Consider the following 12,470-nt stretch of genomic DNA (forward strand, 5'->3'; position numbering starts at 1 on the left):
AGAGCGCTTTGGTTATCGTGCCGGCAACAGCAGGCAGCACAAGAGGCAGCTTCGACTGCCCATGCATCTTGACAGGGGAAGTTTGATGGAAGGACAACGTCCAGACGGTTCCGGCACTGCGCACGATCCGGCAAAGGCAAAGCGCGCACGCTGGATCGGCATTGCGGTTGCCGTAGCCGTCATCGCGCTGGCGGCACAAGGTATCTGGTCGCGCCACGATGCACACGCGGCGCTCGAACGCGATGCCGAGCATGCGAGCCAGACGAGCGTCGAAGTCGTGCGGCCGCAGAAGTCGACGGTCGGACTCGATCTCGTGCTGCCCGGCAATGTGCAGGCTTTTCTCGATACGCCGATTTACGCGCGCACGAACGGCTATCTGAAGAAGTGGTACGCCGACATCGGCGCGCATGTGAAAAACGGCCAGTTGCTCGCGGAGATCGACACGCCGGAAGTCGACGATCAACTGCGCGCCGCCCGTGCCGATCTCGCGAACGCCAACGCCAACTATGCGCTCGCGAAAAGCACCGCAGACCGCTGGACCGACATGCTGAAAAGCAAATCCGTCTCGAAGCAGGAAACCGACGAGAAGGTCGGCGACATGCTCGCGAAGAAAGCCACGCTCGACGCCGCGCGTTTCAACGTGGCGCGGCTCGAGAAGACGCAGTCGTTCCAGAAGGTGTATGCGCCGTTCGACGGCATCGTGACGGCGCGCAATGTCGATGTCGGTGCGCTGATCGACGCGGGCAGTTCCGGCGGCCCAGCGAAGGAGCTGTTTCATGTCGCGCAGGCGGATCGGCTGCGCGTTTATGTGAATGTGCCGCAGGCTTACGCGCAGCAGGTTCGTGCGCAGCAGAACGCGTTTCTCACGCTGACCGAGACGCCGGCGAAACATTATCCGGGCACCGTGGCGCGCACCGCGGGCGCCGTCGATCCGCAACAACGCACGATGCTGGTCGAAGTCGATGTCGATAACCGCAACGGCGATTTGCTACCGGGTGCGTATGCGCAGGTGCACTTCGCGTTGGGCACGGGCGCGGCGCCGTTCACGTTACCGGGCAATGCGCTGCTGTTCCGTCCGGACGGTGTGAAAGTCGCGACCGTCGACGCGCAACATAAAGTGAAACTCGTGCCGGTGTCGTTGGGAACGGACTTCGGTACGCGCGTGGCGATCGTGTCCGGCTTGCAAGGCGATGAGCAGGTGATCCTGAATCCACAGGACTCGATCGTCGATGGCGCACCGGTGCGGATCGTGGCGGCGAAAGCGGGTGAGGCAACGGGTGCTTCTGGCGCGGCGGCTGGTGGTGAAGGGGCAGCGGGCGCGTCTGGCGCAGCGGCGAGCGGTGAACGGGGAACGGGCGCGTCTGGCGCAGCGGCAAACGGCAAAGCGGCGGCGGGCGCATCCGCCGCGGTCGCGAGTGGAGGCGCGGCAGGGAGCGCGTCCGGCGCAGTGACGAGCGGTGACGTAGCGGCAGGTTCCTCCAGCGCGATAGCCTCAAGCTCCGAGACTGCGCACGTCGCCTCATTGCTGTTCGCGAGGACATCGTCATGAACGCGCCGGCATCTCGTCGCCGTTTCGCCGCCCCACCGCTGCGACACGTCTCGCTGCGCGCGTCCGCTTTGGCGCTAGCAAGCGTCTGCGCACTCACCGCATGCACCGTCGGCCCCGACTATGTGAAGCCGTCCGCCACCACCGCCGCAACCTACAAGGAACTCGCAGGCACCGGCTGGAAACCCGCGCAACCGGCCGACACGCTCACACGCGGCGCGTGGTGGAGCGTCTATGCAGACCCGTCGCTCGACGCGCTCGAACAACAGGTGGCAAGCGCGAACCAGAACGTGCAGGCCGCCGAAGCACGCTTTCGCGCCGCCCGCGCAACCGTGGCGCAATATCGCTCGAGCTTCTTCCCGGTCGTCACCGCGACCGGCGCCTATTCACGCGCGCGTTCGTCGGAAAACGTGCTGCACAAATCGACCGCCGGCCTCACGCTGAACGACTACCTCGTGCAAGCCGACGCGTCGTGGGAACCCGATCTGTGGGGCCGCGTGTCGCGCAGTGTCGAAGGCGCGAAAGCCGAAGCGCAGGCCAGCGCCGCCGATGCACAAGCCGTACTCCTGTCGATGCAGGCCGAACTCGCCACCAACTACTTCGAGCTGCGCGGGCTCGATCAGGAGCGCCAACTGCTCGACGACACGATCGAAGCCTACAAGCAGGCGCTCGACCTGACGCAGCACCGCTACGCCGGCGGCATCGCCACGGACGCCGATGTCGCGCAGGCGCAGACGCAACTGAAGACCACCCAGGCGCAAGCACTCGACCTCGGCGTGCAGCGCGCGCAACTCGAACACGCGATCGCGATTCTGATCGGCCAACCGCCTTCCACGTTTTCGCTGCCGGTTGCGCCGCTCGCCGCGGTGCCGGTCGTGGCGGCGGCGGGCGTGCCGTCCGCGTTGCTCGAACGCCGCCCAGACATTGCGGCGGCGGAACGGCACGTCGCCGATATGAATGCGCAGATCGGCGTGGCGACGGCGGCGTTTTTTCCGAACCTCATCTTGTCGGTGACGGGCGGCCTCGAAGCCACCAACTACAGTCAATGGTTGCTCGCGCCGAGCCGGCTGTGGTCGCTGGGGCCGACGCTGGCGGGCACGCTGCTCGACTTCGGCGGACGCGCTTCCGTGAAGGAACAGGCCCGCGCGCACTACGACGAAAGCGTCGCGCAATACCGGCAGACCGTGCTGAGCGCCTTCGGCCAGGTCGAGGACAATCTCGCCGCCTTGCGCGTGCTCGAACAGGAAGCGACCGCGCAGGACGACGCGGTGACCGCCGCGCAACGTGCGCTGGCAGTCGTATCGAATCGCTATAAGAACGGCGCGATCACGTATCTCGACGTGGTGGTCGCGCAAACCACTGCGCTCACCAACGAGCGCGACGCCGTGTCGATCGCGCGTCGGCGGATGGCCGCGAGCGTGGCGTTGATCAAGGCGCTGGGCGGTGGCTGGGACGCGTCCGCGCTGCCGACGGATGAGCAGATCGTGCATCCTTCCGCGCCCGCCAGCGATGCCGCGGCGCGCGGGTAGTCATCGTTCTTGGATGCCGCGAAGAGGGCGCGGGACGTGCCGGCAGATCGCGTCGTCGTGGCGGCTAACTGCGCTCCGCACCGCCTCGCGCGCCCTTTTCAGCGTATCCTTAACTCCTTTGTGTCCTTTGCATCCCTGAGGAGATTTTTTCGTGACCCCGCCGCCGGACTCCCACCGGACTGCTACTTCGGTTGCTCCTGCTCCGACCGCTTCTTCGACCGCTTCCGCCGTGCCCGACATCCCATACCTCGAACGCGGCACACGCGCGTACTGGCGCGCCAGCATCGCGTTGCTGTTCGCCGGTTACGCGACGTTCTCGCTGCTCTATTGCGTGCAGCCCTTGCTGCCGTCTTTTTCGACGGCGTTCAACGTGACGCCGGCACAAAGCAGCCTGTCGCTCTCGTTGACCACGGCCGCGCTCGCGCTTGCGGTGTTCGTCGCCGGCTTCGTTTCGGAAGGCTGGAGCCGTCACAAGCTGATGACGCTGTCGCTCACCCTTTCCGCGCTGCTGACCATCGGCGTGTCGATCGCGCCGCAGTGGCACCAACTGCTCGTGCTGCGCACGCTCGAAGGTCTCGCGCTCGGCGGCGTGCCCGCCGTCGCGATGGCCTATCTCGCGGAAGAAGTGCATCCCGACGGCCTCGGCCTCGCGATGGGACTCTATGTCGGCGGCACGGCGATCGGCGGGATGGCCGGACGCGTGATCACCGGCGTCGTCGCGGATCTGTTTTCGTGGCGTGTCGCGATCGGCACGATCGGCGTGCTCGGCATTCTGTCGATGCTCGCGTTTCGCGCGCTACTGCCACCGTCACGCCATTTCGTACCGCGGCGCGGACTCGGCTTTACGCATCACCGCACTGCCCTGCTCAAGCAATTCACGCGACCCGGACTGTCGCTGCTGTTTCTGCTCGGCTTCGTGCTGATGGGCAGCTTCGTCACGCTGTACAACTACATCGGCTACCGCTTGCTCGCGCCGCCTTATCAATTGAATCAGACGGAGATCGGCGCGATCTTCGTCGTGTATCTGACAGGCGTAGTCGCCTCGCCGTGGTCGGGGCGCATGGCCGATAACTTTGGCCGCGCTCGCGTGCTCACCGCCAGCTTGCTGTTGATGGTGCTCGGTCTCGCGCTCACCATGTTGCATCCGCTGGCGGCGATCGCGGCCGGCATCGCGTGCGTGACGTTCGGCTTCTTCGCCGGACATTCGGTGGCGAGCAGTTGGGTCGGACGCCTCGCCAAGGATGCCAAAGGTCAGGCCGCCGCGCTGTATCTGCTCGCGTATTACATCGGCTCGAGCGTGGTCGGCTCGTATGGCGGTCACGTGTGGGCCGGTTTCGGATGGAACGGTGTCGCGGGACTGGTGGGCGTGCTGCTCATCATCGGACTGGTTGCAACGATGCGCTTGCGCGGACGTGAACAACCTCGCATCTGACGCTCGCGAGACGACCCAACGCGCATTGAATGACGCTAAAACGTAAGGCCGACGTAAACGAACGCGACATTTTTTGCGATGCATTTGCTGCGTCGCGGCAATCGCGGCGGCCCTTGCCGCACCGGGTTCAGCGGCTTGCGAATAGCCGCTGCAGCGCCGCAAAGCGCCGTCATATCGACTTCACTTGTCTCCTATACTCAAATCGAGCGTGGGCGGTGCATGACTCCATAAATCGAGCCGCCGCCTTCGCCGGAATACATATGGAGACGAGAATGACGACCTACTTCACGATCGGCGATTTCATCCTGGTCATTCCGATGGCGTTGGCCGGGGCTTTGTTTGTCGGTGCGCTTCCCTGCAAGACGGAATTCCGGCACAACGCGTTGCGCGTGCTTGGCGCGCTGATCGGCGTAGTGTTCGCGGTCGTGCTGGTCGAAGGTTTGCCGGCGCTCGTCTAAAAGAAAAAGCCGCCCCGTGGGCGGCTTTTCTATTGCTGCGGCGTGAAGGGCCAAGGCACGGGGATCAGATCGCCTGATCCGTGGACGGCTTTTCCCACAGGTTGATGCCGCCTTCGGTCGCGTACCGGTCGATCTCGGCCAGTTCGTCCTTCGAGAACGCGAGATTCTTCAGCGCACCGACGTTCTCGCGCACCTGCTCCGCACGGCTTGCGCCGATCAGCACGGACGTCACGCGCGGATCGCGCAGCGCCCAGGCGAGCGCCATCTGCGCCAGGCTCTGGCCGCGACGTTGCGCGATGTCGTTGAGCTTGCGCACGTGCTCGATGTTCTGCGCGCTCAAATGCTCCTGCTTCAACGAACCGCCGCCCGGCTTGTTGACGCGCGCGTCTTCCGGCACGCCGTTCAGGTATTTGCCGGTGAGCAGACCCTGGGCCAGCGGCGTGAACGCGATGGCGCCGGCACCGACCTTCTCGAGCGTATCCAGCAACTCGTGTTCGATCCAGCGATTGAGCATGTTGTACGCGGGCTGATGAATCAGCAGCGGCACCTTGTACTCGGCGAGCAGCTTCGCCATTTCGAGCGTTTTGGTTGCCGAGTACGACGAAATCCCGATGTACAGCGCCTTGCCCTGCTGCACGGCGCTCGCCAACGCGCCCGCGGTTTCTTCGAGCGGCGTATCGGCATCGAAACGATGCGAATAGAAAATATCGACGTAGTCGAGGCCCATGCGTTGCAGGCTCTGATCGAGACTCGCGAGCACGTATTTGCGCGAACCGCCGCCTTGACCGTACGGACCCGGCCACATGTCCCAACCGGCCTTCGACGAAATCAGCAGCTCATCGCGATACGGCTTGAAATCGTCCTTGAAGAGCCGGCCGAAATTGGTTTCGGCGCTGCCGTACGGCGGCCCGTAGTTGTTGGCGAGGTCGAAGTGCGTGATACCCAGGTCGAAGGCCGTGCGCAAGATGTCGCGCTGCGTGGAGATCGGCGTCGTGTCGCCGAAGTTGTGCCACAGTCCGAGCGACAGCGCCGGCAGTTTGAGACCCGACTTGCCGCAGACGCGGTACTGCATATCCGAATAGCGTTCTGAAGCTGCTTCGTAAGCCATTGCTAGTGTCCTTGATGGTGAAGGCGCCCGACCAGTGCGGGCATGGGCAATTGCATGCTGCGGGAGGCGTGCTGCTGTATTTTTGTAGGAGGGGATGCGGCCAGACCGCTATGGTAGCGAATCGACGTGATGCATGCAGACACCCAGTATGCGGGATGGACGATCGCTTGCAGCTCCCCTACACTTTGCCCGATTCAAGCTCATGGGAGAGGTAGATGACGAAGGCGATTTCCATCGCGTTGATTGTCGGCGGTGTCGTGCTGCTGTATTTCGGCGGGCAGGCGTTCAATTCGGTGAGTAGCGACGTCTCGCGCGTCTTTACCGGTTCACCGACCAACAAGGCGATCATGCTGATCGTGGGCGGCGTCGTGGCCACGATCGCCGGATTGACGGGAATGGCTTTGTCGGGACGCAAGCGCTAACAGCCTGCGCGAGAGCGCGGCGCCTCGGATTTTCAGCGTATGAAGCCGATGCGCCGCCGCGAGAGATCGAAAAACCTAGAACGCCACTTCGGGCTTCGCAGCCGAACGGGTGCCGGGCAACGGCACGTTGCTCGCGCCGTGATAGGTGTACACCAGCGAAAACTTTACCTGATCGCTGATGTTCTTGCCGGCCGAATGCAGCGTATTGCAGTGAAAGAACACCACGTCGCCGGCCTTCAGTTCAGGCGACACCGCTGTGCGAATCCATTCCTGATTTTCTTCCAGATCGGAGCGGAAGAATTTGGACTGATCGAACCGGTCGGAGGTGAACGCGGCGCTGTGCGACTTCGGAACCAGCCACAGCGCGCCGTTATCCACCGTCTCGGCGCCGACTGCAAGCCACACCGAAACCAGATCGTCCCGCTCGAACGACCAATACCGCACGTCGCGATGCCAGCCGGTCAAGCTGCCGTACGCCGGATGCTTGGTCATCATGCAGTTATGGTGTGCGCGTGACAGCCGCGGCTCCTCACCGAAATACAGTTCCATCCAGCCGCGAATTTCCGGCGCGGTCGCCCACTGCGCGAAACTCGCATGACGTCCATACGCATCCAGCAGCCGCCGCACCGTATGGCCGCCGGGCGCCTGTTTGGAGCTCGGTGCGCCGGGATACTGCAGATCCGCTTCGAACTCGATCGGCGCGGCTGCTTCCTGCAACTGACGCTGCGCAATCTGCTTCAATTCATCGCAACGCTCGGGCGACACCAATCCGGGCACCACGACAAAACCCTGCTCCCGCAACGTCTGAATCTGCTCTTTCTTGGAATGAAGTGACATGGTGTTCCGTTACTGTCGACAAGCTGATGCCCGATTGTAAAACGGGCGCGATCGCACAGTGTGCTGTTTCACCGCCGCAAATCCGCAGCTTACGCACTGCTTTCATGCGCCGTGCTAGATTTCATGGCACTTCAAACGGGCAAGCACGCACAAAAATCGACCGCAAAGGGCGCGACCCCGCAGTCGCAAATCGCGATCTACCCCGTAAAAACCCGTATTTGCAGGGTAAAAACGGACTTTATGACGTCACGAATCGCGTGTAACCTGCGCTGCATGTTGATCGTCACTCCCGCACTTTCGCGCCGCGCACAGGCCACCAAGGCCGACTCCGCTGTACTCCGTGCATTTTTCAGTCGAATTCCAGGCTTTCGCGCCGTCCATCGCGACACCGCCATTGGCACATTTGGTGCTCTTCATGGCGCACATTCCGTCGCGCGACACGTTGCCTACTTGTGAAGCCATGCATACTCTCCTGAGCACCCGTCTTACCCGCGCCGCACTGAAAGCGGCGCGTCCCGCGCGCCGCCATGTCGTGCGCGCGCTGCGCCATCACGCCACCCGCACCCGCGCGTTGGGCGAACAATGGCGCGATGCCAAAGCCGTCGACGGCATTCGCACCTGGTTCAACACGTTCTTCTCCGCCTTGCGTCTGCAAGGCAGCTCGCGCCGTTTTTCGCTGCGCACGCTGCTGCGCAAACCGACGCCGCTGCGCCTCACCGCGCAACGCGCACCCATTGCCGTGCCGCAGAACACGAGCCGCCGCCCGCGTCGGATGTCGACGAATGGCAGCACCGGCTGGTTCGCGTTCGCGTTTGCGAGCCGTTAAGGCGAGTACAGAACACGCTGCTCGACCCGCGCGGTTCCACGCACTACGCGCTGACGATGCGAAAACCCATCGCGGCCGTTGAAGCCGCGGGTCGATTGCGCAGCAAAGCGACCGCCGCAAATTAAAAAACCCTGCTGGCTCACGCCAGCAGGGTTTTTTGTTGAAACTGACAACTCGCGCTTATTCGGCCAGCGCGGCAACCGGTTCCGTGCCAGCGGCTTCGGCGAGCGCCAATGCCTTGTCCGTGGATTCCCACGTGAATTCCGGCTCTTCGCGGCCAAAGTGACCGTAGGCCGCGCTCTTCTCGTAGATCGGACGCAGCAGATCGAGCATCTGGATGATGCCCTTCGGACGCAGGTCGAAATGCTCCTGCACCAGACGCGTGATAGTCGCATCCGACACGCGGCCCGTGCCGAACGTGTTCACCATGACCGACGTCGGCTGGGCGACGCCGATGGCGTACGACACCTGAATCAGGCAGCGCGAAGCGAGGCCCGCGGCCACGATGTTCTTCGCGACATAACGGCCGGCGTAGGCCGCCGAACGGTCGACCTTCGACGGATCCTTGCCCGAGAACGCGCCGCCGCCGTGCGGTGCGGCACCGCCGTACGTATCGACGATGATCTTGCGTCCGGTCAAACCGCAATCGCCTTGCGGACCACCGATCACGAAACGACCCGTCGGGTTCACCAGGAACTTGATGTCGCCCTTGATGAGCTCGGCCGGCAGTGTCGGCTTGATGACTTCTTCGATCACGGCTTCGCGCAGCGTGCCCAGATCGATGTCCGGCGAATGCTGTGTGGACAGCACCACGGTGTCGATCGAATGCGGCTTGCCGTCGACATAACGCACGGTGACTTGCGACTTCGCGTCCGGACGCAGCCAGGGCAAACGGCCGTCACGGCGCAGATTTGCCTGACGCTCCACCAGACGGTGCGACAGGTGGATCGGCAGCGGCATCAGTTCCGGCGTTTCTTCGCACGCGTAACCGAACATCAAGCCCTGGTCGCCGGCGCCTTGATCGAGGTTGTTGTCGTGCGCGCGGTCCACGCCCTGGGCGATGTCCGGCGATTGCTTGTCGTATGCGACGAGCACCGCGCAGCCGCGGTAATCGATACCGTAGTCGGTGTTGTCGTAACCGATGCGCTTGATCGTGTTGCGCGCGACCTGGATGTAATCGACGTTCGCGGTGGTGGTGATTTCACCGGCCAGCACGACGAGACCCGTGTTGCACAGCGTTTCCGCGGCGACACGCGAGTATTTGTCCTGAGCGAGGATGGCGTCGAGAATGGCGTCCGAAATCTGATCCGCGACTTTGTCGGGATGGCCTTCGGAGACGGATTCGGAAGTGAAGAGATAGTCGTTTGCCACGTTGCAGACTCCTGTTTTGTGGTTACGGTTGAGTTTCACGTAGCCAGCTTCGGGAGCCTTGAAGCGGCGACGCTTTAGCGGATTACCTTACCGGGAGGCGCAAATCACATGGTTTGCAGCCACCGGCTTCGCCCCGCAAGTTGTCTATTAACTCGGCGAAGCCCTTATTATAGCGACTTCTTATGATTGTCACAGAGTGTCCAAGAGTGCGGTATTACGTCAACTTTTCCGCTTTCCTGAAGCCTGCCTTGCCCCGCGCCTCTTTTCAGGGGGTGGCATGCTGAGCCGCTATGGCGCCAAACTCGCGATCGGGCTGCTGAAACTGTTTGCACTGTTACCTTATGGTGTCATCGCCCGTCTCGGTGACGGACTCGGCTGGCTGCTGTATCAGATCCCGAGCCGGCGCAAACGCATCGTCCATATCAATCTGAAGCTGTGCTTCCCCGAATGGAGCGACGAACGCCGTGAAGACGTCGCGCAGAAGCATTTCCGCCACGCGATCCGCAGCTACCTCGAGCGCAGCGTGCAGTGGTTCGGCTCGGCGAAGAAGCTCGAAAAGCTGATCCAGCTCGACAGCGCGATCGATCTGACGGACCCGAATTTGCCGCCCACGCTGTTTCTCGGCTTACACTTCGTCGGTATCGAGGCCGGGTCGATCTTCCTGAACTATTCGCTCAAGCGCCAATGCGGCTCGCTCTATCAGCCGATGTCGAACCCGGAACTGGAAGAAGTCGCCAAAGCGGCGCGCGCGCGCTTCGGCGCGGACATGGCGAGCCGCGCCGACAGCGCGCGCATCGTGCTGCGCTGGCTCCGCGACGGCAAGCCGGTGATGCTCGGCGCCGACATGGACTACGGCGCTCGCAACTCCACCTTCGTGCCGTTCTTCGGCGTGCCGACCTGCACGCTGACCGCGGTGGGACGTCTGGCCAAGGTCGGCCACGCGCAGGTCGTGCCGTTCATCGGCGAAGTGCTGCCCAATTACAAAGGCTACCGCCTCAAGGTGTTCAAGCCGTGGGAAAACTACCCGACCGGCGACGACGATGCGGACGCCCGTCGCATGAATGCCTTCCTGGAAGAGCAGATTCCGTTGATGCCCGAGCAGTACTACTGGGTGCATAAGCGCTTCAAAACCCGGCCGCCGGGCGAACCGAGCGTGTATTGAACGGCCGCCTTCGCGGTGTGCGAAGAAAGCGCCCGGACGCGGAAATAACGCGGCGTTCGGGCGCAGCCAAGGGCGCGTCACTTACAATAGCGTGATGAAACTGAAATTCACCAAAATGCACGGCGCGGGCAATGACTTCGTCGTGCTCGACGGCTACACCCAACCGGTCAACCTGACGCCGGCGCAGGTGCGCGCGCTCGCGGACCGGCATTTCGGCGTCGGCGCCGACCAGTTGCTGCTGGTCGAAAAGCCCACGGTGGCCGGCGTCGATTTCAGATATCGCATCTTCAATTGCGACGGCGGCGAGGTCGAGCATTGCGGCAACGGCGCACGCTGCTTCGTCAAGTTCGTGCGCGACAGCGGCCTCACCGATCAACGCAGCGTACGCGTGCAGGTGCAAAAGGGCACCATCACGCTGACCATGCAGGAAAACGGCGAAGTGCTGGTCGACATGGGCTCGCCCGTGTTCGACCCGGAACGCGTGCCGTTCGCCACCAAAGGCCTGGAAGGCCGCCGCGAAGGCGCGGACACGCTCTGGCCGCTCGACGTGAGCGGCACGACGCGCTGGATTTCGGTGGTGTCGATGGGCAACCCGCACGCCGTGCAAGTGGTCGACGACGTCGAAGCATTCCCCGTGCTGGTCGAAGGCCCGGTGATCGAGCGTCATGCGCGTTTTCCGCAGCGGGTGAACGCGGGCTTCATGCAGATCGTCGGCCGCAGCGAGATCAAGCTGCGCGTGTACGAACGCGGCGCGGGCGAAACGCTGGCGTGCGGAACGGGCGCCTGCGCGGCCGTCGCGGCCGGCATCCGGCGCGGGCTGCTGGACGCACCGGTGCTCGTGCACACGCACGGCGGCACACTCACCATCACGTGGGACAGCACGCAAGCAGACGAGCCGCTGCTGATGGCCGGGCCTGCCGCGACCGTCTTCGAAGGCGAAATCGAACTGCCCGACTCATTAGCCGATTCACAGGCCGCATAAACTCATTGACCGATGCTTCGCCTCAAGGCGTCGCCCCGTAGTCCTTTAGCCGAAACCATGAACGATCGCGAAGTCGCCGAATATCTGCTCGCCAATCCTGAATTTTTCGCCGAACACGCGGAAATGCTCGCGACGATCCGCCTCGCGAATCCACACGGCAAAGCCGCGGTGTCTCTGCAGGAACGGCAGATGGAGATGCTGCGCGACAAGAACAAGCATCTCGAACGACGTCTCGCCGAACTCCTGCGCTACGGCCACGAGAACGACAGCATCGCGTCGAAATTCAACCGCTGGACCATTCGCGTGATGGCTGAGCGCGATCCGTATGCGCTGCCGCGTACGATCGCCACCGGTTTGCGCGATATTTTCGACGTGCCGCAAGCCGCGCTGCGCGTGTGGGATGTGGCCGAGCCGTATGCTCAGGCCGACTTCGCACGCCATGTCGGCGAGGAAGTGCGCATCTTCGCTAATAGCCTTGCCACGCCGTATTGCGGCGCGAATACCGGCTTCGAGGCGGCGCAGTGGCTGGCGCCGTCCGTGACCGCCGTGAGCGACGAGGGCGCGGCCGGCCACGCGGCGTCCGAGTCGGCGCACGCCACGGAATCGATCGCTCTGCTCGCGCTGCGCGATCCCGAAGGCAAGGAAGAAGCGCCGACCTTCGGCCTGCTGGTGATGGGCTCGGCCGACGCGCGCCGCTTCCACGACGGCATGGCCACCGATTTCCTCACGCAGATCGGCGCGCTGGCCAGCGCCGCACTGAGCCGTCTGTTGCCGCGTTGAGCCGCGTCTAGCTCCGC

The 12,470-nt window shown here is 63.5% G+C and carries 13 protein-coding genes; 10 read left to right on the plus strand and 3 right to left on the minus strand.

Annotation, left to right across the window (positions count from 1 at the left end; genetic code table 11):
• Positions 1–85 precede the first annotated feature (85 nt).
• From ACQKRQ_RS10440 to ACQKRQ_RS10455, 4 genes are all read left to right on the plus strand, one after another.
• Complete coding sequence (locus ACQKRQ_RS10440; RefSeq protein WP_427476773.1) at positions 86–1,549, plus strand: efflux RND transporter periplasmic adaptor subunit; 1,464 nt, start codon at positions 86–88, stop codon at positions 1,547–1,549.
• Positions 1,546–3,075, plus strand: a complete 1,530-nt coding sequence (locus ACQKRQ_RS10445; protein WP_427476775.1) for an efflux transporter outer membrane subunit — start codon at positions 1,546–1,548, stop codon at positions 3,073–3,075. Before ACQKRQ_RS10440 ends, ACQKRQ_RS10445 begins: the two co-directional genes overlap by 4 nt.
• A gap of 151 nt (positions 3,076–3,226) precedes the next feature.
• Positions 3,227–4,507: an MFS transporter gene (locus ACQKRQ_RS10450; protein ID WP_427476777.1), complete on the plus strand. Its 1,281-nt coding sequence runs from the start codon at positions 3,227–3,229 to the stop codon at positions 4,505–4,507.
• A 272-nt stretch (positions 4,508–4,779) separates the two neighbouring features.
• A complete protein-coding gene (locus ACQKRQ_RS10455; RefSeq protein WP_007179669.1) occupies positions 4,780–4,965 on the plus strand; it encodes a hypothetical protein in 186 nt (61 codons plus the stop codon).
• Positions 4,966–5,029: 64 nt separating this feature from the next.
• On the opposite strand, the gene mgrA is transcribed toward ACQKRQ_RS10455, so the two are convergent.
• Entirely contained in the window at positions 5,030–6,073 is a 1,044-nt protein-coding gene (gene mgrA / locus ACQKRQ_RS10460; RefSeq protein WP_408248559.1) for an L-glyceraldehyde 3-phosphate reductase, read from the minus strand.
• Between the two features lie 215 nt (positions 6,074–6,288).
• Between mgrA and ACQKRQ_RS10465 the strand changes: the two genes are divergently transcribed.
• Positions 6,289–6,495: a DUF3185 family protein gene (locus ACQKRQ_RS10465; protein WP_132376382.1), complete on the plus strand. Its 207-nt coding sequence runs from the start codon at positions 6,289–6,291 to the stop codon at positions 6,493–6,495.
• Between the two features lie 75 nt (positions 6,496–6,570).
• Here ACQKRQ_RS10465 and ACQKRQ_RS10470 read toward each other — a convergent pair whose 3' ends face one another.
• Positions 6,571–7,332, minus strand: a complete 762-nt coding sequence (locus ACQKRQ_RS10470; protein ID WP_132376383.1) for a phytanoyl-CoA dioxygenase family protein — start codon at positions 7,330–7,332, stop codon at positions 6,571–6,573.
• 123 nt (positions 7,333–7,455) lie between these two features.
• Here ACQKRQ_RS10470 and ACQKRQ_RS10475 point away from each other — a divergent pair, with 123 nt between their 5' ends.
• Both ACQKRQ_RS10475 and ACQKRQ_RS10480 read left to right on the plus strand, forming a co-directional pair.
• Positions 7,456–7,788, plus strand: coding sequence for a hypothetical protein (locus tag ACQKRQ_RS10475; protein ID WP_427476780.1), 333 nt, complete (start codon positions 7,456–7,458; stop codon positions 7,786–7,788).
• Positions 7,789–7,792: 4 nt separating this feature from the next.
• A complete protein-coding gene (locus ACQKRQ_RS10480; RefSeq protein ID WP_408176219.1) occupies positions 7,793–8,158 on the plus strand; it encodes a hypothetical protein in 366 nt (121 codons plus the stop codon).
• Positions 8,159–8,338: 180 nt separating this feature from the next.
• Here ACQKRQ_RS10480 and metK read toward each other — a convergent pair whose 3' ends face one another.
• Positions 8,339–9,529 carry a methionine adenosyltransferase gene (gene metK, locus ACQKRQ_RS10485; protein WP_132376386.1) on the minus strand — a complete coding sequence of 397 codons (1,191 nt, stop codon included), beginning with the start codon at positions 9,527–9,529 and terminating at the stop codon, positions 8,339–8,341.
• 277 nt (positions 9,530–9,806) lie between these two features.
• On the opposite strand from metK, the gene ACQKRQ_RS10490 reads away from it, so the two are divergent.
• The 3 genes from ACQKRQ_RS10490 (at position 9,807) to ACQKRQ_RS10500 (ending at position 12,453) form a co-directional block, all read left to right on the plus strand.
• Positions 9,807–10,691, plus strand: coding sequence for a lipid A biosynthesis lauroyl acyltransferase (locus ACQKRQ_RS10490; protein ID WP_132376387.1), 885 nt, complete (start codon positions 9,807–9,809; stop codon positions 10,689–10,691).
• A 94-nt stretch (positions 10,692–10,785) separates the two neighbouring features.
• Entirely contained in the window at positions 10,786–11,673 is an 888-nt protein-coding gene (gene dapF / locus ACQKRQ_RS10495; RefSeq protein ID WP_408176222.1) for a diaminopimelate epimerase, read from the plus strand.
• A 57-nt stretch (positions 11,674–11,730) separates the two neighbouring features.
• Complete coding sequence (locus ACQKRQ_RS10500; RefSeq protein ID WP_427476783.1) at positions 11,731–12,453, plus strand: DUF484 family protein; 723 nt, start codon at positions 11,731–11,733, stop codon at positions 12,451–12,453.
• The last annotated feature ends 17 nt before the right edge of the window (positions 12,454–12,470 follow it).

This window comes from Paraburkholderia sp. NPDC080076 (genome assembly GCF_050281145.1).
In the GTDB taxonomy this organism is placed as follows: domain Bacteria; phylum Pseudomonadota; class Gammaproteobacteria; order Burkholderiales; family Burkholderiaceae; genus Paraburkholderia.

Bases quoted from the DNA above. Each gene is read 5' to 3' on its own strand.
- ACQKRQ_RS10440 (WP_427476773.1), top strand. From the start codon at position 86: ATGGAAGGACAACGTCCAGACGGTTCCGGCACTGCGCACGATCCGGCA.
- ACQKRQ_RS10445 (WP_427476775.1), top strand. From the start codon at position 1,546: ATGAACGCGCCGGCATCTCGTCGCCGTTTCGCCGCCCCACCGCTGCGA.
- ACQKRQ_RS10455 (WP_007179669.1), top strand. From the start codon at position 4,780: ATGACGACCTACTTCACGATCGGCGATTTCATCCTGGTCATTCCGATG.
- mgrA (WP_408248559.1), bottom strand. From the start codon at position 6,073: ATGGCTTACGAAGCAGCTTCAGAACGCTATTCGGATATGCAGTACCGC.
- ACQKRQ_RS10465 (WP_132376382.1), top strand. From the start codon at position 6,289: ATGACGAAGGCGATTTCCATCGCGTTGATTGTCGGCGGTGTCGTGCTG.
- ACQKRQ_RS10470 (WP_132376383.1), bottom strand. From the start codon at position 7,332: ATGTCACTTCATTCCAAGAAAGAGCAGATTCAGACGTTGCGGGAGCAG.
- ACQKRQ_RS10475 (WP_427476780.1), top strand. From the start codon at position 7,456: ATGGCACTTCAAACGGGCAAGCACGCACAAAAATCGACCGCAAAGGGC.
- ACQKRQ_RS10480 (WP_408176219.1), top strand. From the start codon at position 7,793: ATGCATACTCTCCTGAGCACCCGTCTTACCCGCGCCGCACTGAAAGCG.
- ACQKRQ_RS10490 (WP_132376387.1), top strand. From the start codon at position 9,807: ATGCTGAGCCGCTATGGCGCCAAACTCGCGATCGGGCTGCTGAAACTG.
- dapF (WP_408176222.1), top strand. From the start codon at position 10,786: ATGAAACTGAAATTCACCAAAATGCACGGCGCGGGCAATGACTTCGTC.
- ACQKRQ_RS10500 (WP_427476783.1), top strand. From the start codon at position 11,731: ATGAACGATCGCGAAGTCGCCGAATATCTGCTCGCCAATCCTGAATTT.